The sequence below is a fragment of the Microcoleus sp. OTE_8_concoct_300 genome (assembly GCF_031383065.1).
GTDB lineage: Bacteria > Cyanobacteriota > Cyanobacteriia > Cyanobacteriales > Microcoleaceae > Microcoleus.
Map to the genome: position 1 here is coordinate 1 of NZ_JANMZH010000797.1, position 26,867 is coordinate 26,867.

Annotated in this window: 17 protein-coding genes and 2 pseudogenes; 4 read left to right on the plus strand and 15 right to left on the minus strand. The window is 43.4% G+C overall.

The annotated features are described in order from the left end of the window. Positions 1–384 (plus strand): IS630 family transposase (locus ACUVJL_RS35545; protein WP_445250119.1); only part of this gene is annotated, 384 nt, incomplete at its 5' end. Positions 385–531: 147 nt separating this feature from the next. After that, on the plus strand, positions 532–1,659 hold the full coding sequence (locus ACUVJL_RS35550) for an FAD/NAD(P)-binding protein (protein ID WP_445250120.1): 1,128 nt from the start codon (positions 532–534) through the stop codon (positions 1,657–1,659). Between the two features lie 200 nt (positions 1,660–1,859). Here ACUVJL_RS35550 and ACUVJL_RS35555 read toward each other — a convergent pair whose 3' ends face one another. The 15 genes and pseudogenes from ACUVJL_RS35555 to ACUVJL_RS35625 form a co-directional block, all read right to left on the minus strand. Beyond that, positions 1,860–3,185 carry an RNA-guided endonuclease InsQ/TnpB family protein gene (locus ACUVJL_RS35555; protein ID WP_445250121.1) on the minus strand — a complete coding sequence of 442 codons (1,326 nt, stop codon included), beginning with the start codon at positions 3,183–3,185 and terminating at the stop codon, positions 1,860–1,862. 181 nt (positions 3,186–3,366) lie between these two features. Further along, complete coding sequence (locus ACUVJL_RS35560; protein WP_445250122.1) at positions 3,367–3,759, minus strand: carboxymuconolactone decarboxylase family protein; 393 nt, start codon at positions 3,757–3,759, stop codon at positions 3,367–3,369. A 95-nt stretch (positions 3,760–3,854) separates the two neighbouring features. Then, positions 3,855–4,328: an ABC transporter permease subunit gene (locus tag ACUVJL_RS35565; RefSeq protein WP_445250123.1), complete on the minus strand. Its 474-nt coding sequence runs from the start codon at positions 4,326–4,328 to the stop codon at positions 3,855–3,857. Continuing rightward, the gene (locus ACUVJL_RS35570; protein ID WP_445250124.1) at positions 4,325–4,744 is read right to left on the minus strand and encodes a hypothetical protein; all 420 of its coding nucleotides are present in this window, start codon (positions 4,742–4,744) and stop codon (positions 4,325–4,327) included. Before ACUVJL_RS35570 ends, ACUVJL_RS35565 begins: the two co-directional genes overlap by 4 nt. Further along, positions 4,741–5,922 carry an FMNH2-dependent alkanesulfonate monooxygenase gene (ssuD, locus tag ACUVJL_RS35575; protein ID WP_445250125.1) on the minus strand — a complete coding sequence of 394 codons (1,182 nt, stop codon included), beginning with the start codon at positions 5,920–5,922 and terminating at the stop codon, positions 4,741–4,743. The genes ACUVJL_RS35570 and ssuD overlap by 4 nt, the downstream gene beginning before the upstream one ends. Positions 5,923–5,944: 22 nt before the next feature. Beyond that, a complete protein-coding gene (locus ACUVJL_RS35580) occupies positions 5,945–7,027 on the minus strand; it encodes a sulfonate ABC transporter substrate-binding protein (RefSeq protein ID WP_445250126.1) in 1,083 nt (360 codons plus the stop codon). A 280-nt stretch (positions 7,028–7,307) separates the two neighbouring features. Further along, on the minus strand, positions 7,308–8,435 hold the full coding sequence (locus ACUVJL_RS35585; protein WP_445250127.1) for an Mrp/NBP35 family ATP-binding protein: 1,128 nt from the start codon (positions 8,433–8,435) through the stop codon (positions 7,308–7,310). Further along, a complete protein-coding gene (locus ACUVJL_RS35590) occupies positions 8,428–9,402 on the minus strand; it encodes a HEAT repeat domain-containing protein (RefSeq protein ID WP_445250128.1) in 975 nt (324 codons plus the stop codon). Before ACUVJL_RS35590 ends, ACUVJL_RS35585 begins: the two co-directional genes overlap by 8 nt. Positions 9,403–9,434: 32 nt before the next feature. After that, positions 9,435–9,662, minus strand: coding sequence for a 4Fe-4S dicluster domain-containing protein (locus ACUVJL_RS35595; protein ID WP_445250129.1), 228 nt, complete (start codon positions 9,660–9,662; stop codon positions 9,435–9,437). A gap of 438 nt (positions 9,663–10,100) precedes the next feature. Further along, complete coding sequence (locus tag ACUVJL_RS35600) at positions 10,101–11,804, minus strand: fumarate reductase/succinate dehydrogenase flavoprotein subunit (RefSeq protein ID WP_445250130.1); 1,704 nt, start codon at positions 11,802–11,804, stop codon at positions 10,101–10,103. A 24-nt stretch (positions 11,805–11,828) separates the two neighbouring features. After that, on the minus strand, positions 11,829–12,683 hold the full coding sequence (locus ACUVJL_RS35605) for a sulfonate ABC transporter substrate-binding protein (RefSeq protein WP_445250134.1): 855 nt from the start codon (positions 12,681–12,683) through the stop codon (positions 11,829–11,831). Between the two features lie 340 nt (positions 12,684–13,023). Continuing rightward, a complete protein-coding gene (locus tag ACUVJL_RS35610; RefSeq protein ID WP_445250131.1) occupies positions 13,024–13,236 on the minus strand; it encodes a hypothetical protein in 213 nt (70 codons plus the stop codon). Between the two features lie 411 nt (positions 13,237–13,647). Continuing rightward, positions 13,648–14,712: pseudogene (locus ACUVJL_RS35615) on the minus strand (ISKra4 family transposase). A gap of 565 nt (positions 14,713–15,277) precedes the next feature. Next, positions 15,278–15,388, minus strand: a complete 111-nt coding sequence (locus tag ACUVJL_RS35620) for a hypothetical protein (RefSeq protein WP_445250135.1) — start codon at positions 15,386–15,388, stop codon at positions 15,278–15,280. Between the two features lie 171 nt (positions 15,389–15,559). Further along, positions 15,560–16,414, minus strand: a pseudogene (locus tag ACUVJL_RS35625) (RNA-guided endonuclease InsQ/TnpB family protein); the annotation flags it as partial. Positions 16,415–17,606: 1,192 nt separating this feature from the next. Here ACUVJL_RS35625 and ACUVJL_RS35630 point away from each other — a divergent pair. Further along, a complete protein-coding gene (locus tag ACUVJL_RS35630) occupies positions 17,607–24,764 on the plus strand; it encodes a S8 family serine peptidase (RefSeq protein WP_445250132.1) in 7,158 nt (2,385 codons plus the stop codon). A 269-nt stretch (positions 24,765–25,033) separates the two neighbouring features. After that, positions 25,034–26,867: filamentous hemagglutinin N-terminal domain-containing protein (locus ACUVJL_RS35635; RefSeq protein ID WP_445250133.1), on the plus strand; the 1,834-nt coding region annotated here is incomplete at its 3' end.

The following is a 26,867-nucleotide window of genomic DNA, read 5'->3' on the forward strand; positions in this document are numbered from 1 at the left end:
TTGGATGATGAGGGTAAGATTGATTTATATTACTTGGATGAAACGGGATTTTGTATGATTCCTTGTGTCCCCTATGGCTGGCAGGATATCGGAGAATATTTAACAATTCCTAGTCGTCGTAGTCAGCGAATGAATGTACTAAGAATCATGAATCGAAATAACCATCTTGAAACTTATATTTCATCTCAAAGTATTTATTCAGATGTAGTTATTGCCTGTATTGATGCTTTTTTCCCCGCAGTACATAAGCCAACGGTAATTGTCACAGATCAAGCTTCTATTCATACCATTGATGCTATTGTTGACAAACTTGAAGAGTGGAAACAACGTAATATTACTCTTTTTGAGTTGCCTTCTTACTCTCCTGAATTAAATTTAATTTAAATTTTATGGCGGTTTATTAAGTATGAATGGATTGAGATATCTGCTTACAAGAGTTGGGGAACTTTTGTTACCTCTGTGGAAAAAATCCTGAAAGAATTTTGAGAAAACTATGTAATTAATTTTGTCTAGCTACTTAACCGCAGCGAATTGGCGGCATTCCTGCCCAATGACCTGAACGCCAGCAGTTTCATTCCCCGTCATATCTACGGGCTTTACATTCAGTCGATTCTAGAGGAAGCTGAAGCCGCGGCACCGAGTAACGTCCGGCTGGAGCGCGTCATCGATGAAGTGGTGGCAGTGGAGCCACAAGCCTCAGGTGCGATCGTCTCTCTGCGGAGCGGCCGTGCTTTCGTGGCAGACAAAATTGTGCTGGCAGTGGGAAACGCGCCAGCAGTTCCGAGTGCATCGCAAACTAAGGATGATGACACCCCCTACCTCCGCCATGCGTGGTCAGCTTCGGCCTTGGCAGGGCTTGAGCTTGATGCGCCGGTGTTGCTGATTGGCACTGGACTGACAATGATGGATATGGTGGTGTCGCTCCACGATCGCCACCATCAAGGCAAAATTTACGCCGTGTCTCGCCGGGGGTTGTTGCCGCTGACCCATCGATCGACCAAACCCTACCCCGCCTTTTTGACCCCAGACACCGCGCCCAAAACGATTCGGGGCTTGCTGCGGTGCATTCGGAGTGAGGTGCAGACGGCGGCGGACCAGGGCTACGACTGGCGATCGGCGATCGATTCCCTGCGTCCCATCACCCAGCAACTCTGGCAACAACTCGGCCGCGTGGAGCAGCGACGGTTTTTGCGCCATGCCACCCCCTATTGGGATGTGCACCGGCATCGGATTGCCCCTGAAATGGGGGATGTTGTCAGGGAAATGCTGGAATCAGGGCAACTGACAATTACCGCAGGGCGCATTCAGGGCTATCAAGCGGTACCTGATGGGGTGGCTGTTACCGTTCGCGATCGCCAAACGCAAACGAATCGGGTGTTGCAGGTCAGCCGCGCGGTGAATTGCACAGGCGTACAAACAGATTATCGCCGATCGCCCCAACCGCCGATCGCCAATTTACGTGCCCAAGGGTTGATCCGCCCCAACGAAATCGGCTTGGGATTGGATACTGCAGCTGATGGTGCCGTATTAGATGCTCGGGGCAACCGTTCAAGTCTGCTCTATACTTTGGGAACCCCGCGCAGAGGAGATTTATGGGAAACGATTGCTGTCCCAGAACTGCGCGAGCAGGCACGGGCAATGGCTGCGACGGTGTTGTAGTCGCCGCCAGTGCGGGGAGTATGTTAAAAAACTTCCTGGCGCAATTGGGGAAAAACCTTTGCAACTTTGTTCAGGACTTGACACTCCGGGCGCCTGAAGGCGCGAGGATTCTTGAGAAATTTCTGACTCAATATCCCTGTTTCTAGGGTTCCCAAACTCATCACGTTTGCTCGCCCGGCGCGATGATCTCTTTTGGGCGTTTAGGTGCAAGCACCAGGTTTCGCGGAGTCCCCGCGTACCAATTTCAAAGCTCGATCTCTAATCGTTTTTACTGCACCGATATCGGCGTGTTCGTGGTAGCCGCATTTAGCACAAATGAACTTTTCGCCATCTCTGTTTGACTTGTCGATATTGCCACAATTCCGGCATTCTTGGCTAGAGTGCTTGGGATTAATTTTGATTACGATTTTTCCTTGCTTTACAGCCAGATACTCAATCTTCAAAATTAGTTCACCCCAACCTGCGTCAGAGATAGAACGGTTTAAACCTTTCTTCTTTGCTTGCCCATTTTTCAGAAATCTACCTGTTTTCTCATCAATTTTTACTCGGCAGCGGCGCATCATTCCCGATATATTCAAATCCTCCAAAGCTATGCCGTCAATCTTGCGCTCCACAATTTTATTAGCGACTTTCCAGTGGTGAGCTTGGCGTTTATCGCTAATCTTTTGGTGGAAAAAGCCCACTTTCTGAGCTGCTTTTTTGCGGTTCTTGCTACCTTTAGCTTTTCGACTGACTCGTCTCTGCCTGATTCTCAGAATGCGTTTAGCTTTCTTCGTAGTTGAGAACTTGGGATTTTCGATTTGAGCTCCATCTGACAGATGGACTAATTTAGTAATTCCCATGTCGCATCCAACTACTTTGACGACATCCTTGAGAGGTTTTGTAGTGTAATCGGGAACAGATTTGTCCTCAATGCGGATCGATACGTACCAGCCATTTTGCCGTTTTCTCACGGTACAGGCTTTAATGGTAAAACCGATGGGAATCGGACGTGAGTTGTGAAAACGCATCCAGCCCAGCTTAGGTAAATAAATTTTGTTACCTTGTATTTTTACCCCCATCACAAAAGTGAAGGATGTAAAGTTGCTGCGGTTCTTGAACTTGGGAAAACGCCGACCTTCAAAAAAGTTCTTGTAAGCAGTGTCTAACCGTTTGACATTTTGCTGTAGAACCGTTGAGTCTATTCCGGCAAACCAAGGTCTAGCCGCTTTTAACTCTGGCAATGCGGTAATTTGAATGTCGCCTGGGTTGCGTCGAGGGTTTTTGATTTTGCCGTCTTTATCTATTTTTCCGCTCTTCCACGGCGATCCAGTTGCACCGTTTCTACTAACGCAACTGGTTAACGGGCAAGCTTCACTTTTTGTCCTAATTTCGCAATAGTTTCCTTGTAGGAACTGTTGGCTGTATTGAGTAATTCTGTCATTCAGACACCAGTTGTAGTGACTCCGCAACATATCTACCCAATTGGACATTTTTAAGTCTTGCGTTTGATTTTGGCGCAACTTGTACACATAGTTGGTTAACAAGTCTGACTCTCCTTTTTTGAGCTATTCTTAATGTACAATGGAATTACTTGTTTAGCTACATTTGTTACATATTTTTATTAGAATAGCTCAAGGGTTTATACTTTTGCCCACAAAAAGCCGTCCTAGAAGGACGGGGTTTTAAACCAATTTTTTTTGATAAGTGGTTAAGATTGAACGCCTTTTATAATTTGAATTGTTCATCCACCGGAATTTGATAGCCATTTGCCAGTCGATTGGTAGCGTTTGCGGTTGCCACGATCGCCATCAGTTCCCCAAATATGGCATCATCCATTCCCTTGGCTCGCGCTCCGGCTGTATGAGATGAAATGCAGTATGGGCAACCATTTGTAACGCTGACAGCAATGTAGATTAACTCGCGGGTAAGGGGATCGAGTTCTCCCGGACCCGTCATCACCTCCTTCACATTCTGCCAGGTACGTTGCAGGGTAGGCGGATGGTTGGCGATCGCTTTCCAAAAGTTGTTGATGTACTCGGTTTTGCGTGTCGCGCGAATGTCGTCATACACTGCGCGTACTTCATCATTTGCGTCTTCGTATTCAGTCAAATGGGTCATAGCTGTACAGGGGTTTGTAGCTGTAATTTTTAGACGGACTAAGAAAAAAAAATGGGACACTCTCATCTTTCTTTCTTATGGCTTCTTTTTTCAACCTAAGCTGGCTGATAATTGGGATGCCAAGCCAGCCATTTCTCTTCTAGCTTCCTGGCGATCGCATCTGCCAACTTACCCAACAAAGCATACATGATAATGCTCACCACAACTACATCAGTTTGCAAGAACTCCCGAGCATTCATTGCCATGTAACCAATACCAGAGTCCGCCGCAATTGTTTCTGCGACAATCAGCGTCAGCCACATAATCCCCAAGGAATATCGCAGGCCCACCAAAATTGAAGGCAAGGCCCCAGGCAAAATAATTTTCCACAAAAGAGACCTGGCACTCAAGCCATAAACTTTTCCCATTTCAATCAATCCAGCATCTACGCTGCGGATGCCGTGAAATGTATTGATATACATTGGAAAAAACACACCCAAAGCTACCAAAAATAATCGAGCTGGATCGCCAATTCCAAACCACAAAATTACTAGAGGAATTAAGGCGAGGTGTGGAATATTGCGAATCATTTGTAGAGAAGTATAGCCTTTCTCAGAAAGATGAGGTACTCATGGGCATAGGGCATAGGGCATAGGGCATAGGGCATAGGGCATAGAGCATACCTCACTTTTTTGAGAACCGCTATATCTAGCAGCTTTTCGGCGATTGGAAAAAGACCATTGAGGAAACCTAGAGTCAAACCAATCCCTCCGCCTATGATGAAACCAACCAGCGCACGCCAAGCACTAATTCCGATATGGTGAAACAGTTCTCCGCTAATTGCCAATCTAATTCCTGCACTTAAAACACCTGTTGGTGCTGGTAAAACTCTTGTGGAAAGCCAACCCACCTGCACCAATAATTGCCAGCTAACAATCAGCATCATTGGTACAATCCAGGGGATTACCTGCTGAAAATAGGGGTTTTTGAGCCATTTTTTATTCATAACGCGCTCGTAGGAATAACTTGTTTTTGTTGGAGAAACTTTTCGTTGGCAACAATTTCGCCAAAAGGACTAAACATTTGCGGTTGATGTACAGTCGGTTGGTTTTTCAGCGGCAAGCGGGGGAATAGCAATTCAGCCACTCGATATGCTTCTTCTAAGTGGGGATAACCAGAAAAAATGAAAGTTTCAATTCCCAATTCGGAATATTCCAACATTCGCGCCACAACGGTATCGGGATCTCCCACTAAAGCAGTACCGGCACCGCCTCTTACTAACCCAATTCCCGCCCACAAATTGGGGCTAATTTCCAGAGCTTCGCGGCTGCCTGTGTGTAGTTCAGTCATGCGCCGCTGCCCTTCAGAATCCATCCTAGCATAAGCTTTTTGGGCAGCTGCGATCGCATCTTCATCGACATATTGAATCAATCGATTGGCATCCTCCCAAGCTTCGCTTTCAGTTTCGCGTACAATGACATGAAGGCGAATTCCAAAACGCACAGTTCTACCCTGTTCTGCTGCTAATTTTTTCACAGCTTCAATTTTTTGGGCTACTTGTTGTGGCGGTTCTCCCCAAGTAAGATAAACATCAATATGTTTAGCGGCAATTTGTTGTGCTATTGGCGAAGAACCGCCAAACCATAACGGAGGATGAGGAGTTTGTACAGGGGGAAATAAAAGTTTTCCGCCCTTTATTTGAAGGTATTCACCGCTAAAATTGACTTCTTGCTCTCGCCCGTTAGTCGAGTTACTCTCTTCAAGCATCTCTCTCCAAACTGTCAAGAATTCATCCGTCAGTTCATAACGTGCGTCGTGACCCAGATGCACTCCATCCCCCGCCAATTCAATCGGGTCGCCGCCCGTAACAACATTAATCAGCAAGCGTCCGTTAGATAACCTGTCAAATGTTGCTGCCATCCGTGCTGCTACCCCAGGAGACATTAATCCAGGGCGAATTGCTACTAAAAAACGCATTTGTTCTGTAACAGCCATTAGGGATGAAGCCACTACCCATGCGTCTTCGCAAGAACGCCCAGTCGGAAGCAGAGCGCCCGTAAATCCTAAACGATCAACGGCTTGAGCGATTTGCTTTAAGTAGGAAAAACTGCAAGAGCGCCCTCCAATTCCTGTCGCTAAATAGCGTCCGTCTCCGTGAGTTGGGATAAACCAAAATAATTCCATTTCTCTTACTGTCCCTCACTATTTATTGTTTAGTTACCTGAGCCACTTCGCTAATTTTGATTGGTTTGGGAAGTAACTTCAAATCCAAGAAAGTATCAGCAACTTTTTGCTGATAAGTAACGACTTCATCCGTAACCTGCTGCAGACCGTAAGGCCGTCTCCGTGAGATTTCCTCTAAAGTTGGAACATCAATACCAAGCTCAGGAGACAGCAACTTTGCCACCTCAGTTGGTTGACTTGCCGCCCATTCGTCTACTTTTTGAAGTTCCTCTAAAATTGCCTTAATCCGGTCAGGATATTGATCGTTAAAAGGTTTGGCAGCTAGATAGAATTCCCGATTAGCTACAAGCCCTTCTCCATCCTTAAGAATACGAGCACCTGTAGCTCGTTTCGCTACTGTAAAAAACGGGTCCCAAATCGCCCAAGCATCAACGCTACCTTGTTCAAAAGCTGCCCGCGCATCTGCTGGTGGTAGATAAATAGGCTGAATGTCGCTATATTTTAATCCGGCTGCTGTTAATGCTTCTACCACGAGGTACTGCACATTTGAACCCTTATTAAATACAACTTTTTTGCCTTTTAACCCAGCCACATCTTGAATGGGAGAATCTTTCGGTACTAAGATAGCTTCGCCTTTAGGATTAGGAGGTTCGTTAGCAACATATACCAATGGTGCGCCAGCCGCTTGTGCGAAAATAGGCGGCGCTTCTCCTGTATGGCCAAAGTCAATACTGCCTGCATTCAAAGCTTCCAGTAATTGAGGGCCAGCGGGAAATTGAACCCACTGTACAGAAGTGCTTTGGGAAGCCAAACGCTTTTCTAAATCCCCCCGTGATTTTAGGAGAGTTAGAGTGCCATATTTTTGATAGCCGATCCGAATTACATTGCTTTGTTGTGATTTAGAACTAGCCACCGATGTGGCTGCAGAAGTCGGGGCTGTAGTTGTATTTGTTTGCTGAGTAGGACTACAGGCAGAAACAATCAAACTCAAACTGAAGCCAACTGCAAAAAGCAAAGCAAAGGTCTTGATTGAACTAGGTTTGAGTTGGCTCCCAAAATGCCTCAATTTAGCTAAAAATTGGCTCTCTCTTAATCGGGTTAACACGGTTCCTTCCTAAGTTTCAAGTATGGAAAACCAAAAAACGTAATAGCTATGTAAAAGCTGAGCTAATCATTATTGATGAGTAAAATACGATAAATCGACCGATATACCGTAGATTACGTTAATAAGCTCCTCTTATTCCACAAAGGACTTCAAAAATGCAAGCACATTGTGTAAATTTTTGCTTGTCTGACTGATCTATAGCGCTCCTAAATCAATTGTGAATTTCTTACTCCCTCCCCTTACTAAGGGGAGGGCTGGGGTGGGGTAAAAAATTTACGACTCATTTAGGATTGCTATAGTTACTTAAATGATTAATATTCAGGGGTAATGTATCAGTTACACGCGCCGGAGAAAAAGTAGCATCTAGCGCTGCTGCTATCTGCATAAAAACCTGAGATACCGCCGAGTTCGGATCTGCAATTGTTAGGGGTTTTCCTGTATCACCTCCCGCACAGATGCGCGGATCAATAGGAATTTGGGCAAGGAGGGGCGCTTGAAGTTCTTCTGCTAACTGTTTACCCCCACCACTACCAAAAATTTGTATCGGTTCTTCATGGCGATCGCAGATTAAATAACTCATATTTTCAATAATCCCAAGCACTGGAACCCCTACTTGGCGAAACATATAAATATTGCGACGGACATCGGAAATAGATATTTGTTGCGGCGTAGTAACGAGAATCACTCCACAAATAGGACTTTCTTGCACAATGGTAATTTGAGCATCTCCGGTACCGGGGGGTAAATCAATGAGTAAATAATCTAATTCGCCCCATTCTACATCTTGAATAAACTGCGTAATAATTTTGTGGAGAACAGGGCCTCGCCATGCTAAAGGACGTTCTGGCTCGGCTAATAAACCCACTGACATCACTTTAATTCCCTGTGCTTCCAGGGGTAAAAATTTCTCACCTTTAGCAGTATTAATTGTCTCTACATCGGCTTGTCCTAAGCCTAACATTTGAGGAATATTGGGGCCGTAAACATCAGCATCTAGCAAGCCTACCTTGGCTCCCTGTAATTTTAACGCTGTTGCTAAATTCACAGCCGTTGTAGATTTTCCCACCCCACCTTTGCCGCTAGAAATAGCCAAGGTAGTTCGCACCTTGGCTATGGTGCAAGTTTGAATATAAGTTTTTTTGCACCAGCTTATAGGCGATAAAACAGATTCAATTATTTTTGGCAAATCTTGCTGATGCGATCCAATATAAAGGCGCAAATAAATGTAATTTTCAACAATTCGCAAATTTCGCACCATTCCCAAACTGATGATATCATTTTTGAGTGTGGGTTCGATGACTTGTTTGAGATAGTTGACAACTTCTTGCTGTCGTAATTTTTCCACAGGATTGGGATTTTCTGAGGGGAGATGTGAGTGGGTTTCTGGTAAAGACGAAGAATTAACCATTTTGGGAATTTTGCAGTAATGTTTGAATTTTCTGAATCGCTTTTTGAGAAAAAATAGTAACCTCTTTATCGGGATCGTCCAGAGATTGTTGCAGCGCAGGCATCGCGGCAGGATTGCTGAGATTACCGAGGGCGATCGCAGCTTCTTTCCGCACATCTGAATATTCATCAGCTAAGGCTCTAATCAAAGCCGGCATGACTCGTTCATCGGGAATTTTTTGCAACGCTTGTAGCGCGAATTTGCGCACTTGCCAGTGTTCGTCACTTACCGCTGTTTCCAGTGCCAAAATTGCCGCACAATCGGCATGAATTGCCAAAGATTTAGCTGCATTTCGTCGCACTTGCCAGTCAGTATCGCTTTTGAGTGCTTGACACAAAATTGAGATGACTTCTGGATCTGTTAAATGTCCTAAACTTAAAGCCGTAGCACGGCGAACATTTAAATCTGTATCAGATATTAAGGCCAAAGCTTGGGGACATTTTTCCACCTGATTGAGATAGCTGAGAGTGGTTACTGCTGTAGCTCTCAATTCAGGAACATCCGAGGCAAAAAATGGTAAAATATCGGGTAAAGACTGAGCATCGTGAATCTTCCGCAACAAGGTTAAGATATTGAGTTGGATATTAACATTGTCGCGGTGGAGTGCATCTAGTAGTAGCCGTAAGTCAGTTGGTGAAACTAATTCATTTAATGCAGATAATGCTTCTTGGCGAATATCGGCATCGGCGGAACCTAGACACTCAATAAAAGCAGGAATAGCTACAGGATTGCCAATTTCCCAAAGGGCAGATATGGCAATTTTTTGAACGGCAATACTCTCATCTGACAGGGCGAAAAGTAGGGCATTTGTAGCTTCTTCATCACCCAAATATTGTAAATTTTTCACGGCAACAAGGCGATCGCTTAGTTCGGGCGATCGCAGCATTTCTAGCCATTGATTTAATTCACTATCATTCTCAGTAATCATGAATTTTTACACGTTCTACAAAATAGAAAAACTTAGCGCAACAAGAAGGGAATTTTAACCGTTATGGCATTGGTTGGACATTCTTTTTTACAAGGCAAACAAAACCAACATTCATCGTATTTCATGTAAGCTTTCCCTGTTTCCGGATTTTTGGCCAGTACATCCAAAGGACAAACATCAATGCAGACATGGCACTTCTCCAAACACTTAGACTCATCTACGGTGACTGGAACATCAACTCGTTGTGTAATTAAAGCCATAGTTAGGTGCGATGGTTAATGGTGAATAGAGTTATCCGATTCTCAAGTGGGAGGGAGTGGGTTTATGGATCGGATAAGGAGAAATCAGAGATATTGACGACAACTCACCTCTACAATAAGCTGTATAGCATTTAAGCAACTGATTATAGGGGTCGTGTGCGTTAGAGCCAAAGTTTTGTAGAACTCACAAATTATTTAGAACTGACGCACTCTACAATATCTTCCGGATCTCAAAATTCATCAACTAGATAATATCTCACATCCCACTTGAATTTATACTAATCTTAGTTTTATTTGTCCCAATGACTGGGAAAAATAACCTAATATAGCAATCCTTGCAGGAGTCGTAAATTTTTTACCCCACCCCAACCCTCCCCGATGCCTTGGGGAGGGAGTAAGAAACTCACAAATGATTTAGGATTGCTATATTACTATAACTCAACGCGCTACAACATTATAATCCTCTTTATGTAAATCAACATCCACAATATAAGGTTCAACTGGACGCTTAAACAAGCTCATTTCTCCTGATTCCTCTTTTTTCAAATTAACATGGCAAAACCACTCTTCATTATTTTTCTCAGGGTAATCTAGCCGATAATGATAAAGCCCCCAACGAGTCTCACAGCGATACAAAGAAGCCCTCGCCGCCATCTCCGCACAGTCTCGAATAAAGTGAACCTCCATGCAGCGCATTAACTCATGAGGATCGCGAGCGCCCATTTCCTGTAGAGTTTCTTGATAACGGACAAAGTTTTTTAGCCCAATCTCCATTTTGTTTCCTACTTTTGGTGGTTGTAAATAATCATTCACTAAGCGCCGTAACTTATATTCTACTTGCGTGTGAGGGATTACATTGGGCAGCTTTAAAGGTGCATAAACCCGCGCTTTTTCTGCTTCCAGAAAATCCGCTTCAGGCTCGACATAATCTAAACTTTGAATGTAGTCAATGGCATTAGTTCCTGCTATTCTACCGAACACAAAAGCCCCGATCATATAATTATGAGGAACGCTTGCCATATCTCCCGCTGCGTAGAGTCCGGACACAGTTGTTTCTGCCTTTTCATTCACCCAAACACCAGAGGCGCTGTGGCCGCTGCATAGCCCAATTTCAGAAATGTGCATTTCAACGCCGTGATCACGATAATTTTCCCCTCTACCCTCGTGAAATCGACCTCGACTCGGCCGCTCATTTGACCAAAGAATTGACTCAATTTCAGCGATAGTATCTTCATCGAGATGAGTCATTTTTAATTGAATTGGACCTTTACCAGAGTGTAATTCATGCCAGATTTCCAGCATCATTTGACCGCTCCAATAATCGCAACTAATGAAGCGATGACCTTCGGCATTAGTAGTATGAGCACCGAAGGGGCCGGCGACATAAGCGCAAGCAGGGCCGTTATAATCTTTAATTAGCGGGTTGACTTGAAAACACTCAATGTTAGTGAGTTCTGCTCCAGCGTGGTAAGCCATTGAATAGCCATCTCCGGCATTAGTCGGATTTTCATAGGTGCCATAAAGATAGCCGGAATCGGGTAGTCCTAAACGACCACAAGCACCTGTAGAAAGAATGACAGCTTTCGCTTGAATTACTACAAAATCGCCATTGCGCACGTCAAAGCCAACGGCTCCAGTAGCGCGTCCTCCTTGCACTAAAACGCGGGTTGCCATCACTCGATTGGTAACTTTAACTTTGTGGCGTTTTACCTGTCTGGTTAAAATTTGTTTGAGGTCTTTGCCTTCGGGCATTGGCAAAACATATTTGCCGACGCGATGAACTTGTTTTAAGTCGTAGTTACCTTGGGCATCTTTCTGAAATTTTACTCCCCAAGTTTCTAACTCTTGGATGACTTCATAGCCTAATTTTCCAGTTTGATAAACGGCTTTTTGGTTGAGGATGCCGTCATTAGCAAGGGTAATTTCGCGAACGTACTGTTCTGGTGTAGAATGGCCGGGAATGACGGCAGTGTTTACACCGTCCATTCCCATGGCGATCGCGCCGCTTCTGCGAATATTTGCCTTTTCTAAAATCAGCACTTCGCTGTCAGGATTTGCCTGTTTAGCTTTGATACCAGCCATGGTGCCAGCCGTACCGCCACCAATTACAAGCACATCAGTTTTTATCCATTGAGTATTCACGTTAATTTCTCCTGGCTAATGACGCTACTTACCATCTTTCAAGACGATTTCTTTAATTTGGACGGGTTTAGGAATAAGTTGCAGTTTTTGGAAGGTATCAGCAATTTGTTGCTGTCCGGCAATCTCTTCATCGCTGAGGGGAAAAAAGCCATAGTTGCGTCGCTTTTCAGACACTTCTAACACGGAGGCTTCTATCCCTAATTGCGTCTCCAGAAATTTAGCAACTTCTACGGGATTGCCCGCCGCCCATCGATCTACCTTTTTCACTTCATCTAAAATGAGTTTCAAAATCTCAGGATGTTCGTCCACAAAACCCTTGCGGGCAAGATAGTAACCTCGATTGGCAGCGATTCCTGTTGCATCTGTTAGAAGTCTCGCGCCGGCGGATTTTTCTGCTGCGGCTAAGTACGGGTCCCAAATTGCCCAAGCATCGACATTTCCCCCTTCAAAAGCGGCGCGGGCTTCTGCTGGTTTGAGGAAAGCTGGGTTGATGTCGCTATATTGAAGTCCAGCGGCTTCTAAGGCTTTAACTAGGAGGTAATGTGTGTTAGAACCTTTGGCAAAAGCTACTTTTTTTCCTTTAAGATCGGCAACAGTTTTTATAGGTGAATCCTTGGGAACTAGGATACCTTCGGACTTAGGATTTGCAGTTTCGTAAGCAACATAAACTAATGCGGTTCCCGCAGTTTGAGCAAAAACTGGCGGTCCTTCTCCTGTGTACCCAAAGTCAATACTGCCTGCGTTCATTCCTTCTAATAGAGGAGTCCCGGCAGGAAATTCTAGAAATTTTACAGAAGATTTGGAGGCTGCTAAGGCTTTTTCTAAGTCACCTTTGGTTTTGAGGGCGTTGAGAACGGTAGCAGATTTTTGGTAGCCGATGCTAACTGTAACGCTTTTTGTAGGTGCCTAAGTGTTCGCAGTGGCTGTGTCCTGTGTGGTAGTAGCGGTAGGAGAACAAGCTGCCACTACCAAACTCAAGCCGAGTCCGGTTGCAAATAATAGGGCAAGACTGCGGGTTCTCTGAGAAAGGACAGTTTGATGGCAGTAGCTCAAAATGCCTAATATCTGAGTTGAGGCGAGCTTAATCAACATAGATGCCCACAAGAAAAGATTGAGAGTAACTTTATTGGCAGTATACTACTATATGTCGATAAGTTTATCGGAGTTAATAATTATTGATTTCGGTATCTGAAGATTTTGGGGTGCGATCGCCCGATGCTTAATTACCGATCGCCAGTCTCCGGCTTGCACCACTGCCCTCTGCACCTCCCTCCGAATCCGCGGTAACAGGCCCAGAACCCTTTGGGGGGGTGTCTGGGGTCAAAAAGGCGGGGTACAGTTTGGTCGATTGATGGGTGAGGGCAAACAAGCACCGGCGAGACACGGCATAAATTTTGCCTTGATGATTGCGATCGCCAAGTAACACTCCCATATCCACCATCGTCACTCCAGCCTATATTCAGCAATTTGAAGTTGTCACAGTCATGACGGATACCCGTACTGCTGATACCCAGGGAGATGTGTTGGGTAAACAAGTCGGTGACTAGGTTTTCCAGAATGCTTTGCAACCACTCAAGAGTTAGTTGTTCGGGCTACTTGAGATTCACGGAGGAACGATCGACTGCGTAAGCACACTTGTGTGTCACCGCACTTTTACCGGAAATTTGGGTAAAAGCCCCTTCTTCAGTGGCCGGCTTTAATTAGAGTCGTAAAGTGTAAAAATTATTTAAACAATTCGTTTTATAGGCACAATAATCTATAACTGTGATACGATAATTCCCTGATTCTATTAGAGTTCGCGTTGCGCTCGGCCCTCGGGGTGCATCTCACTTTGGCAAATACATCAAATTGAAAGTTGACCGTTGAGATGCAGCACAGCGAAGAGCAAGGATAGAAGAAACGTTCTCAATATTCCTTTGCGCTCCCGATATTTTTATCATTAATCCAATGGGTTTAATTGTTGATTAAACTGTTTCCGAACCAATCGAACTTATGGATTCTTCTTTGTAGTATTGGTAATTGATTATTCGGCAGCGATGGCTCTCTAAATAATTGCAAAACCTTTTAAATGCTTGACAGTTAAAGTCTTTAAATAAATTTATAACTTCATCCAAATTGCCTTGCCATAACATATTTTCTGCTGATTTTAATCGTTTTATTGAACCCTCTACCTTGTAGAGATTTTCTTTCAGATGATACCAATCTAAGATTTATTGTCTTTGTTCATTATCTCCAATTTCTTTAAATATGTTCCAAATCCCGGCATGACCATCTCAAGGGCAATACATAGGGTGTAGTAATTTTTGGCTATTAGTCCCATCAATTAAATCTTGATTATTTTGAAAAAAGGCTCCCGAATAAACATTATCTAAACACACGGCTTTATAGTCTTTCCAGTAACAACCCTCACCCTTGGTTTCGTTGCATAGTCTGACTTTCCCGCAATTCAATGTGATTTCTTTGACTCCTTCTTTAGAGGTAGGCAATTCAAATCCTTGTCTCTTGACTAATATGAGTAATGTACTCTGAGAAATTTTAATCCCAGTAAATTTTTCCAAATCTTTTTCTGCCATTTGATAAGATTCGTTGGCACTGATTAAAAGATAGCCTTTTTCCATCAGTGGACTAAATTGACTGTAAGCTTTTAAGCCAAAATATTTTGCCTGATTGTCTGTAATGTCGAGCGAGCCGACTATTGATTTTATTTTTCGGGTTTTTCCTGTTTGAATTCCTGATACTGCTGAAAAAAAAAGCTCCCTAGTTCAGAACCAACTTCTGATAACATTTTCTGACGGACTGATTTTTCTATCGTTTCAAAACTTTTTCACTCGGTTGGATCTGTATTTGTGTAAATAATTTTTGCCGCTTTTAAGTAGGCTTTTAGCTGTTGTTGGTCTGATGGTGTCATGTTATTTACCTCATCTTTATTTGAGGATTTTACTAGCTTTTTTCTTTTAACTCTTTTGTGACACATTCGCATTCATTGAGATGCACCAGGCGCTCGCCAGCTCCTTAATGCGCTATATATAGTGTCACTGCGTAAGTTTTGACAGAATAAAATATTGTGGCAGTTATTGAGAATGGTGTAACCTTTTAGATTAAACTTATCTCATCAAAAAGATTGATGCAAGCGGTACAAAACCCTATGGCTCCGTATCGCTGGTATTAAAATTATATTGCTGTTCTAATAAGTTGTGTCGCATGGCAATAAAAAATACAAACTCAAAGCAATCGCCCGCAAAAAACATTGCCTAAGTTCAGAATTTTTCTCAAATGGCTTAACATGGACGGCTTAAGTATGATTCCGAAACAGTTGAACATCCTAGCTGTTACTTTACTGATGGTTTCTTTAAGAGGCGTCGTTTTAATTAAAGCAGAGAATTTTACCCTTGAACCCATACAGTCTAGTGACTGAATAGTGACGTACTCCACACACTCCCCTTCGAGTGAGTGTGGGCTTCTCAACGACTCCTCTATGAGGACATTAATTGAGCTTTGAGGGCGTGAGTCCCACGCGCCTTTATGTTTATAGCCGCGTTCAAATCCCTGCACAAACTTGTATGGCATACCGGGCAATTGTGCATTCTTTGGGATAGCCGCTTTTTTAACTTTGTGACCGCAGTTAGAGCATTCTTGGCTTGTGCCGTTCGGATTTACAGTTATTACTTTCTCTCCCAGCATTTTCGGCTTTGTTTGAAAGTATGATGATCAACTGTTCCCACCCAGCATCATTAATACTTTTAGCCAGTTGAGTTTTAACGAGTCCTTTGATAAGCTGTCGCGCATTTAAATTGTATATTCAGGGCGGGCGGGACACCCCACAAGACTTTGATTTTTTTTGACATAGAATTTAAATGCCGCAACAGCTTATTCAACTTTTCCACAGCTATGACATCGTACTTATCGAGCAGCGTTCTCGCTGTCTTAAAGTGGAAGTCTTTACGAGTATCCGCAACTTTTTTGTGCTGGATAGCTAGTTTTTTAATAGCTTTCTTGCGACGGTTAGAACCTTTTTTTCTACGAGAAACACGACGTTGCGCTGATTTCAATTTACGTTCAGCTTTACGTAGATGTTTTGGCGCGTTAATTCTCGAACCATCCGAAGCAACATATAAATCCATTAAGCCTACATCAATACCAACAATATTGTCAGAGTTAAAATCCGGTTTGATTGTGGGAACCGTTTGGTCATCAAGACTTAGGGTTACATAATAACCATCTGCTTTTTTGGTGACAGATACGGTCTTGATATCAAACCCTACAGGTATTGGACGGTGAACAATTACCTTAACCTCCCCAATTTTTGACAGTGTGATTTTGTTGTTAGCAAAATGATGTCTCTGGAATTGAGGGTACGTAAATGTTTTGTATTGCCCCACGCCTTTAAATCTAGGTCTACCAGATTTCTTTCCATTACTATCACCTTTTAACCATCGTTCAAAAGTTATCTCTACTTTCTTAGGGACTTCCTGCAATACTTGAGAGTGAATCTCTTTATACCAAGGTCTATCTACTTTAAGTTGGGTGAGAGATGCCTTTTGACTATAATAGTTAGGCTGCTCTTTTAACTCTGGTATCTGGCAAATTAAGAGACATCTATCTAGAGAAAAACGATTTTGCCCATACCAATCAAACCTTTGAGTAAGTAGATAATTATTGACAACGCAGCATTTCGAGCGTTCGAGCGATTTTTTCTACTTGCTATGAAAGTTGTTTAATTTTGTACTGGTATGAAGCTCTCCTTGCTATCTTTTGTTTTCGACATACAAATAGTATAACCTCAATGCAAAGACGTTATGTAGGCATTGATGAAAAACAAAGCATTAAATTTGAGAAGCTCCGAGCGTAGATTAAACAAACTACGCTTATACTCGTCTCAAAATGATAAAACCATGACTCATGTAATCGAAGATTTTATAGATTCCCTATGAGTGTTAAAAATGGCGATTCCTCATCGACCCACCGGGGAAGTCAATCCTACGGATTGAATCGGTTGTGGGTCAATTCGTCATCGCCCAAAAATTCATCTCATCGCCTCCCTTTGGCTAGGCGAGAGGCTTCTTTTTGTTTCAGCTAAAAAGGCTGGTAGGTCATACGGATACGGTTTTACGCATAAGCTTCATACTGAGTGCGATCGCGTTAAGTTAAATTTATCCTCAAAGCTTTGCTAGGTAAGGCTTTAAGATTATTTACATCTGCTTGCGCTGTTGAGCAACTTGCTCAACAGGGGGCAATTGCCTTGAAATCCCAGCCAGCTATGATTTAGGAAACCAGAAAACTAAATATTTGGGACACTAAGTACGGAAGAGCCGAATAATCAGGTATTATTTCTCAGCGATCGACGTAATGTAAGGTAGCTTTCAAGTTTTGGGCGTTCGGCAACTCAAATATAAACTTATGTAACGATTTACCGCAATTCGCATAAAAACCTCAAGGTACTCCCAATAGATAGTTAAGGGCGTATTCAACCAACTATTTTCCGGAGTAACATGACTGAACTTAACATCGGGGCATTGACTGGCAGCACAAGCTACACCTGTAGTGTAAATACTACAAGTGTTACAGTCAAATCGCTGCTAAATTCTCAATATTAATGGGAATTTGTAAAGTTTTTTTACAAAACAGACGATTGGCGTAAAAAGTAAGGCTTCGCTTAAGCAGACAGATTGTAGGCCAGAATCGCAGATGATCGACAGACCAGGTAGCTAGTAGGGCGTAAAAGCGAGGCTTACGGCTGGCTACGCCTACGCGCATTCCTGCTAGTTGCTTTTTGTAAACCTAAGTTTATTTATCGGGGTGCAAATGTCTAATATTGAAATCGGTAGTCTCAAAGATAACTATTTCTATATCGGTTCCACTGGTAAAACAGAGCCTACAGATACCTATTTTTTTAGTCTCCCCAGTATGGGTAGTGCCCGAATCTCTGCGGTCGGTTTTAGCGGTGATATCAATATGGAACTGCGGGACAAAGAAGGGAGGCTAATCAAAAGTATTTCAACTAGCGACAAAATTACGGGAATTCTTAGCATCGATAATTTAGGGGTGGCGGACTATATTTTAAATGTTTCTCCGGTTTCGGGCAACACAAACTATCAAGTCAGTCTCACTCCAGATGGTAAAGTCGATCCGTTAACGGGTATGGGGGTTGAGGCTGGGTTTTTCACCACAGATCAAAAAGGTGAAGTCGGCTTTGATTTCCTCCACGATGGTGGCAGATATAAAGGTGAACTAGCTATTTTCAGTCTCGATGGTATGGAGAATTTTACTTCAGATTTTAAAGAATTTGTTAAGGAAGCTGCAAAGCGGGCACTGAGTGATTCTGTATTAGGTCATATCGTGATTTCTGAATCCACAGAGGGTGCAAATCCAGAATTTAGGGGCAGTTTGGGAGATAAAAATTATAATAATGAACCCTATAAGGGCATCAAGACATTTACCATGACTCCCGGAAAGGCTTTTGCTGTGATGTTGGTGCCCAATGGTAAGGTGCAAGAGGTTTTTGACAATCCTGACATTGGTAGAGATAAGCGTCCGCTGTTTTCATTATCTAGCCACAACCCAAATGATGCCTGGCTGTACGGTCAAATAGCAGATGTTACTGGTGCTGGCAAGGCATTTCCCATAGAGGATCAGCGGGTTGATATGGGTTCAGATAAAGACTATCAGGATATCATTTTCCAGTTGACGGGTGCAACAGGTAAAGCGGTTTTGCTGAAAGAAGTCATTAATCCAGCTAAGGATTGGACTACTTCTGAAGGTGGGAATAAATTAATCGATTTTCTCACATTAACCCCACCAGAAAATACACCGCCGCAAGACTTACAATTTGATTTAAGATTGATTTATACAAGAGGTGAAACGATTGAGTTGATAAGTGCAAAGGTGGCTGATACTAATGGAGTAATTGATATAGCCAAAATAGATTTATCCCTGCGACAAGAAGGCGGTCAGTGGACTAATTTAGAAGGTGCGACGAATTTTATAGCCGATAATCAGGGGTTTGCAACTTTTAGTTATTCTCTACCTGCTTTAGCGACAGGGACTTATGAATTAAAGGCGATCGCCTATGATCGAGAAGGCGCTACTAGCAATACGGTACTCAAAAGCTTTACTGTCCAGGAGGCTACAGTTACACCAACTCCGACACCAACTCCAATACCGACTCCGACACCAACTCCAATACCGACTCCGACACCAACTCCAATACCGACTCCAACGCCAACTCCAACACCCACTCCAACGCCAACTCCAACACCCACTCCAACAAATACAGCACCAAAAGACTTGCAGTTTGATGCTTTAACTGCTTACCCAGTGGGAGAAAAAATCAGTTTTACGGATGGCAAAGTTTACGATGCAGACGGTGTTACTAACCTCACAAAAGTAGAATTTTCGCAAAGGATGGAAGGCGGAGAATGGGTGAAGGTTAGTAATGCTGAAACTTTCACTGCTGATAGTCAAGGGTGGGGAACTTTTAGCTATTCTTTGTCTGATTTAAGTGCAGGAAAGTACGAGGTAAAGGCGATCGCCTACGATCGAGAAGGCGCTACTAGCAATACGGTACTCAAAAGCTTTACTGTCCAGGAGGCTACAGTTACACCAACACCGACACCGACTCCAACACCGACACCGACTCCCACACCAACGCCGATTAACCAATCGCCAGAAAATTTGCAATTTAGCCTACTAACTACTTATAAACCAAATGAGGCAATTCAGTTAACAAATGCCAAAATTTTTGATGCTAATGGAGCCAATAATTTAGCTAAAATAGATTTCTGGTTGCAGAAAGAGGGGGGAGAATGGACAGATATTAGTGACGCTACTAATTTCACTCCCGACAGTTTAAACAATGGTTGGGCAACTTTTAATTATACTTTGAATGGGTTGGCGGCGGGTAAATACCAGTTGAAGGCGATCGCCTACGATCAAGCAGGTGCAGCCAGCAATGAAGTGCTACGCAATTTGTTAATCAATAGTGCACCGGGCGATTTACAATTTAGAATTTTACCTCTATATACCAAGGGTGAAAAAATTAGTTTTAGTGGCGCTAAGGTTTTTGATACTGAAGGAGTCAGCGATATTGCTAAAGTCGATTTCTGGTTTCAAAAAGAAGCTGGTGAGAAAATTGAAATCGCTAAAGATGTTACTGAGTTTACCAGTGACAGCGATGGGTTTGGCCGATTTAACTTTAGTGATAATTTGAGCAGTTTAGCACCGGGTCGTTATCAATTGTCGGCGATCGCTTATGACAAAGCAGGTAGTGCTAGTCCAGTAGCGAGTGAAAAATTTGCTCTAATTAGCGATCCGGGTGCAGATGGGTTGTCTGATGAAGTCAGATTGGCGATCGTCGGTGCTGCAAATCTCGACAGCTACCCACCTGAAGCTTTAGCTGAAACAAAGGAATGGGTTGTTTGGGTAACGCCTGGACAGTCTTCACAGCAGTTAGCAGCTAGTATTGGTGCGATCGATCAGGGGGAAACGGGTCACATTCCTAACACATTTATCTGGAAATTTCCAGAGGGAAGGGATGTTAAAGATGTGGCGGATCAGCTAACAACAATTTCGGGAGTAGAATATGCTTATCCACAGGTTCCTGTCAGATTAAGGTTGTTGTACGAACCGCCGCAGGAAAATTTATACAGCCATCAGTGGAATTTACAGAATGCGAATGTCCCCGCTGCTTGGGACGTTATTAATCCTGCAACTTCCGAAACAGTGCGGGGGAGAGACGTAGTTATTGCCATTGTTGATGATGGTTTACAATACATTCACCCAGATTTACAAAGTCAGTACAACGCTAGTTTGAGTTGGGATTTTACTGATAAAGATACAGATCCATCGCCGACTTCTACAGTTAGCTTTAATGCCGATCTTTCCAAACCAACCGTCAATAGTTTGTTTAGCATAGACTTCTCTCTGCCTGTTAATTTGACAGGCATGGTGACAGATGTTAATGCTACCTTCGATTTAAGTCAATCTCTGCCACCTAATTTACCCAAACCAGAAGAGTTACAAGTATCTCTGTACAGTCCTGATTCATCTGCTTTCAGCCTTTTTTATCGGCGTGCTTCCTATGGCATAGGAGCCCGGTGGCCCGGTATGGAGGATTTAAAATTCTCCCAAAATGCCGAAATTCAGTTCAGTGGAAATAGCTCCCAAAGGTTCAATCTAAAAAATCAATTTAATGGTATTTATGCGGGTGGGAATTGGAAATTACAAATTGTTAATCCCAACCCAAATGAGTATGATGAGCAGGAAATGCGCCAGCTTAGTGAAGAACTTCTAAAACGCTGGACATTACAAATTAAAACTGCTAACCCTCACGGTACCGCAGTCGCAGGAATTGCAGCAGGAAGTGAAAACGGTCAAGGGATTATCGGTGTGGCTCCTGAAGCAAAATTAGCAGGGCTGCGGCTATTTGGTAACACTGATCCACTCAATTATAACGTTGATCTGTTGGGTAAACAGGTTGCTGATGCTTTGTTTGACCCCAATCGTAACCAGTCTATCGATATCTTGAACAACAGTTGGGGCCCTGAATACATGAGGCGGCAACCCTTAGCTCTGCAAGCCTTGGGAAGTGGAGTTAAAAAAGGTCGAAATGGACTGGGAAATATTAATGTATTTGGTGGCGGGAATGAGGGAACTCTGTACGGGAATGTCAATTACAATAGCTTTGCCAGTTCCCTCAATGCGATCGCTGTAGCAGCCATTGATAACCAAGGGAATCACGCCACTTATAGTACACCTGGCTCAGCAATTTTTATTTCAGCACCCTCCGACAGCGGCAATCCTAATAACTTAAACTTAAAACCGATTACAACGACAACTATTTCAAAAAATGGATCTTCTTATCCTTCTTATGCTCCCGATTTTGGCGGGACTTCTGCGGCTGCGCCTTTGGTTTCTGGAGTGATTGCTTTGATGTTGGAAGCTAATCCTAACCTAACCATGCGCGACGTAGAGCACATTTTGGCAAAGACGGCTCAAAGAAACGATCCCAATGGTACAGATACGGAAGGGAAACCAAAATGGATACAGAATAAAGCCGGACTTTGGGTAAGTTATGAATATGGCTTTGGGGTGATCGATGCCGCCGCTGCAGTGAATGCTGCTGTTAATTGGGCATCAGTCGGAAAGCAAGTTTCAGCGAGTTCTGACTTGCAGAATGTGATTAAAGCGATTCCTAATGGCAACGCAACTGGAATCGAAGAAAAAACTACGATTAGCAAGAATATTATTGTTGAAAAAGCCGAAGTAATTCTTGATGTCAAACATTCCGATTGGCGCGACTTTACGGTGAAACTAATTTCGCCAAATGGCACTGAATCAGTTTTAGCAAATACCATACCTGACATCCTAAATTCCAATAATAGCGAAAAGGCTGTTCCCGATTCTGATCAGTGGAAATTTACCTCTATCCGAGACTGGGGAGAGTTATCAAAGGGTGAATGGAAGTTGCAGGTTATTGATAAGACTGGCAACCAATTTAAAGGAGATTGGAAGAGTTGGAAGCTGAATCTTTACGGATTAGAACTAGACGAGTCTTCCAATGTTGTTACTAATACAAAGGATAGCGGCCCAGGTAGTTTACGGGATGTTTTGAAGTGGGCCAATAGTAGTCCTGGCAAGGATACAGTCATCTTTAAGATTCCTCCCACCGATCCGGGCTACAATACCAGCACTAATGCTTTTACTATTCAACCTTTATCGGAACTGCCACATATTACTGATTCAGTAATTATTGATGGAACGACTCAGCCTGGATTTTCAGAGCGTCCAGTAATTGAATTAGATGGTAGTAAAGCAGGTTTAGTTGATGGTTTATATATTTCTGCTGGTAACAGTACAGTCAGAGGATTAACAATCAATCGTTTTGGTGTTGACGCTATCCGATTGATTGATAATGGTGGCAACATCATTGAAGGCAACTTCATGGGTACTGATGTAACTGGTACTCAAGATTTGGGCAACCGCTATAGTGGGATATCAGTTTGGACACCTAATAATATTATTGGTGGCCAAACTGTTAAAGCACGCAACATCATATCTGGCAATGATAATGTTGGCGTTTACATTACCGAGTCAAATGCTAATAACAACCTGATTCAAGGCAACTATATCGGTAGCGATGTTACTGGCACGAAAGATTTGGGCAATACAAATAATGGTGTTGCTATTTTGAACGCAAGTAATAACACAGTTGGCGGGACAACGGTTCAGGCTGGGAACTTGATATTCGGTAACGGTAAAAATGGTGTCTTTGTTAACGGTTCCGGTTCCACTGGCAATGCTATTTTATCTAATTCCATCTCCGGCAACGATCTCCTGGGCATCGGTTTTGGAAATAGTGGATTGACTGTGAATGATTTAGGAGATGGCGACACAGGCATTAACAATTTACAGAATTTCCCTGAGTTGACTTCCGCTATCTCTAGCAATGGAAATACAACTATTAAAGGAAAGATAAATAGCACTCCCAATACTACATTCAGAATAGAATTATTTTCTAACAAGGCTTTAGATGACTCTGGTTTTGGCAGTGGTGGTTTTGGTAATGGTAGTTTTGGCGGTGGCGGTTATGGAGAAGGAGAGAAGTTCCTTGGATTCCAGAATGTGACGACAGATAGCAGTGGTAATGCGACTGTCGCCGTTAACTTACCGTTGGCTGTACCCCTTGGTCAATTTATTACTGCTACTGCCACTGATCCTGAGAATAACACTTCGGAGTTTTCTCAGATCCTTGAAGTCAAAGGAAATTCCGATCCCAAGCTTGAGTGGGTACGCCAGTTTGGTACTTCCCTTCAGGAGACTGGTAGGGATATTGCTACTGATAGTGCAGGAAATGTTTATATGGTTGGTGTGACAGGGGAGGGCGATCCTACTTTCGGTAACTGGGATACTTTATTCACCAAGTATGACAGTAATGGCAACCTACTTTGGCAGAAACAATTAGCTGACCCTGCAACAGATGGTAGTCTAGGAATGAAAATTGACGCAGCCAATAATGTTTATATTGTTGGATACACTACTACCAGTTCTCATGCCGATGCTTATATCTATAAGTATGACAGCAATGGTAATGAACTCTGGAAGAAAGTATTTAGCAGTCAAGAGACTTTTACGGATATGGGCGACTACGCTACGGGAGTGGGTCTTGATAATGCAGGTAACATCTATGTTGCGGGTAATACTTGGGGTTCATTCGATCCTACAAAAGCATTGCCAAAGATACCTCATCAAGATGGCTTTATCGCTAAATATGACACTAATGGCAATCAGGTTTGGGTTAAAGATTTTGGCACACTGGAAGACGAAAATGTGCGCGCAGTAACTACTGATAATGCTGGCAATAGCTACATTGTAGGACATACTCGCGGGAGTTTGGGAGTCCGTGTGGATGGAACAGACGCCTTCATCGCTAAATATGATACTAATGGCAACCAAGTTTGGCTGCGTCAGTTTGGTACATTAGCCTCCGACGGTGCTTATGGAGTAACACTTGATAATGGTGGCAATATTTATGTCACTGGACAAACTAGAGGCAACTTGAACGGTAATCAAAATAGCGGTGGGTCGGATAATTTTGTAATTAAGTACGCTCCGAACGGTAATCAGCTTTGGACGAATCAATTTGGGACTGTTGGCGATGATAATACTACTGGAATTGGCTTAGATAAAAATGGGGATATATATGTTGCAGGCTTGACTAAAGGTTCTTTGAGTGGTAGCACGAATGCAGGAGATTATGACATTTTTGTAACCAAGTTAGATAGCAGCGGAGTTCGTTTGTGGAGCCAACAGCTAGGCTATGCTGGTGAAGATACTGCATACAAGCTATTAATTAATAATGCTGACAATAATATCTATATAACTGGCAGTATTAGCGGTTCTTTGGAAGGTCAACCCTATGCAGGTTCTACTGATGCTGTTCTAATTAAATATAAGATTGGTTAAATAATAGGCAACCAAGGTTATATCCGATCGCACGATCGGGCAATTTCATTATCCAATCCGGTTGATTTTACCCGTTACCGACACTCAGGGTACGGCCCCGTGCCATTTTCCTACAATTAATCGGCTTATGGTTACATCTTCAGCTCATTATCTTGTAAGATTAGCTCAACATTTTGATTCATAACCCTTTTATATTTTCCTTCCTCGTGAGCCATAAAACAAAAGCAAAAATATTCTGTATTCTATTTTACATTGGTGGATTTCCCACATTGGCAACTGCCCAAATTGTCCCCGATCGCACTCTACCCAACAATTCCACAGTCACCCCTGACCGCAACACCTTCACCATTGAAGGTGGCACAGAAGCTGGCCAGAACCTGTTCCATAGCTTTCGAGAATTTTCAGTCCCCACCGGTGGCGAAGCGTTTTTCAACAACGCTAATACGATTCAAAATATCTTCACTCGCGTCACAGGTGGGTCAATTTCTAACATTGATGGCTTAATCCGAACCAACAGCACCGTTAACCTATTTCTCCTCAACCCCAACGGCATTATTTTTGGCCCAAATGCCAGCCTGAATATCGGCGGTTCGTTTCTAGCCACTACAGCCAATAGCATCAACTTCGCTGACGGCACATCATTCAGTGCCACCAATCCCCAAGCAAATCCTCTGCTAACTATCAGCATTCCCACTAGCTTGCAATTTGGCTCGAATCCCGGTCAAATTGTCAATCAATCTGGGGCAGAAACTGCCCAGAAAGACAGCGGCCAAGGAAATGAGCAGCCCGTAGGTTTAGAAGTTTCACCCGGTCAAACTTTAGCGCTAGTGGGCGGCGACTTAGTGCTTCCCGGTGGCTTTTTGACAGCACCCGGAGGCAGAATTGAACTTGGCAGTGTCGGTGCTAACAGTTTAGTTAGCCTGACTTTCAATGACTCAGGTTTCGCTTTGGGATATACAGGTGTCCAGAACTTCCAAGATATTCAACTATCACAGGGCGCGGCTGTAGATGCTAGCGGTGAGGGTGGCGGGACGATTCAAGTACAGGGAGGGCGGGTAGTGTTGACGGAGGACTCAGGAATTATTTCTAAGACTTTCGGAAGCCAAGACGGAGGTACAGTCTCTATCCAAGCAGCACATTTCATCGCTGAAGGTGGCGGTTATGTAGATACAACGACCTACGGTTCTGGTCGAGGGGGCAATTTATCCGTCACCGCGACAGATTCCATAGAACTCAGTGGAACTAATCCTGATGGCACTTTGTCCAGCGGTTTCTTTGCTCAAGTTAATGTACAAGAAGGGCAAACTTTGCCAGCGACCGGAAATGCAGGAGATTTGACGATCGCCACTGGTCGATTAATTCTGCGAGATGGGGCACAGGTAGCCTCAAATACTTTTTCTGAGGGTGCAGGGGGAAGATTAACTGTCACTGCTTCCGAGTCTGTAGAAGTGATTGGGCGATCGGCAAACGGTCTGATTCCTAGTGCCTTGCTAACTCAAGCTGAATCTGGTTCTTCTGGCAATTCACAAGATTTAACCATTTCTACCAGAGAGTTGATTTTGCGAGATGGAGGTGAAATTTCATCTTCCACCAAAAGTGAAAGTCGTGGAAACGCAGGGAATGTCTTAATTCAAGCTTCGGAAGTGGTGGAATTGAACGGAGGCAGTCAAGATGAAAACGGTATGTTTAGACCTAGTAGTATTGCTGCTAGAACTGAGACTGACGGCTCAGCAGGCAATTTAACTATAGAAACTGCACAGTTGAGTATTCGAGATGGGGCAGAAGTATCGGCTCTGACTGTGGGTAATGGGCGCGGTGGCAATATCAGTATTGAAACAGAACGCTTAATCGCTCAAAATGGCGGTCAGGTATTAGCAACAACTCAAGGTAGCGGGCAAGCAGGGACTTTAACTGTAAATGCCAGAGAATCTGTCGAACTCACTGGAACGGATATAAATGGGTCTCCCAGTGGCTTGTTCACGCAGTCCACAGGGAAAGCAACGGACTCGGATGCTGGCAATGCAGATAACTTGACAGTAACAACGAGGCAGTTAATGGTTCGGGATGGAGCCGCGATATCAGCAGATACTTTTGCAGGTGGAA

Coding starts and splice junctions, on each gene's coding strand:
- ACUVJL_RS35560 (WP_445250122.1), bottom strand. CDS start 3,759: ATGACCCATTTGACTGAATACGAAGACGCAAATGATGAAGTACGCGCA.
- ACUVJL_RS35565 (WP_445250123.1), bottom strand. CDS start 4,328: ATGATTCGCAATATTCCACACCTCGCCTTAATTCCTCTAGTAATTTTG.
- ACUVJL_RS35570 (WP_445250124.1), bottom strand. CDS start 4,744: ATGAATAAAAAATGGCTCAAAAACCCCTATTTTCAGCAGGTAATCCCC.
- ssuD (WP_445250125.1), bottom strand. CDS start 5,922: ATGGAATTATTTTGGTTTATCCCAACTCACGGAGACGGACGCTATTTA.
- ACUVJL_RS35585 (WP_445250127.1), bottom strand. CDS start 8,435: ATGGTTAATTCTTCGTCTTTACCAGAAACCCACTCACATCTCCCCTCA.
- ACUVJL_RS35590 (WP_445250128.1), bottom strand. CDS start 9,402: ATGATTACTGAGAATGATAGTGAATTAAATCAATGGCTAGAAATGCTG.
- ACUVJL_RS35595 (WP_445250129.1), bottom strand. CDS start 9,662: ATGGCTTTAATTACACAACGAGTTGATGTTCCAGTCACCGTAGATGAG.
- ACUVJL_RS35610 (WP_445250131.1), bottom strand. CDS start 13,236: ATGGGAGTGTTACTTGGCGATCGCAATCATCAAGGCAAAATTTATGCC.
- ACUVJL_RS35620 (WP_445250135.1), bottom strand. CDS start 15,388: ATGCACAATTGCCCGGTATGCCATACAAGTTTGTGCAGGGATTTGAAC.
- ACUVJL_RS35630 (WP_445250132.1), top strand. CDS start 17,607: ATGTCTAATATTGAAATCGGTAGTCTCAAAGATAACTATTTCTATATC.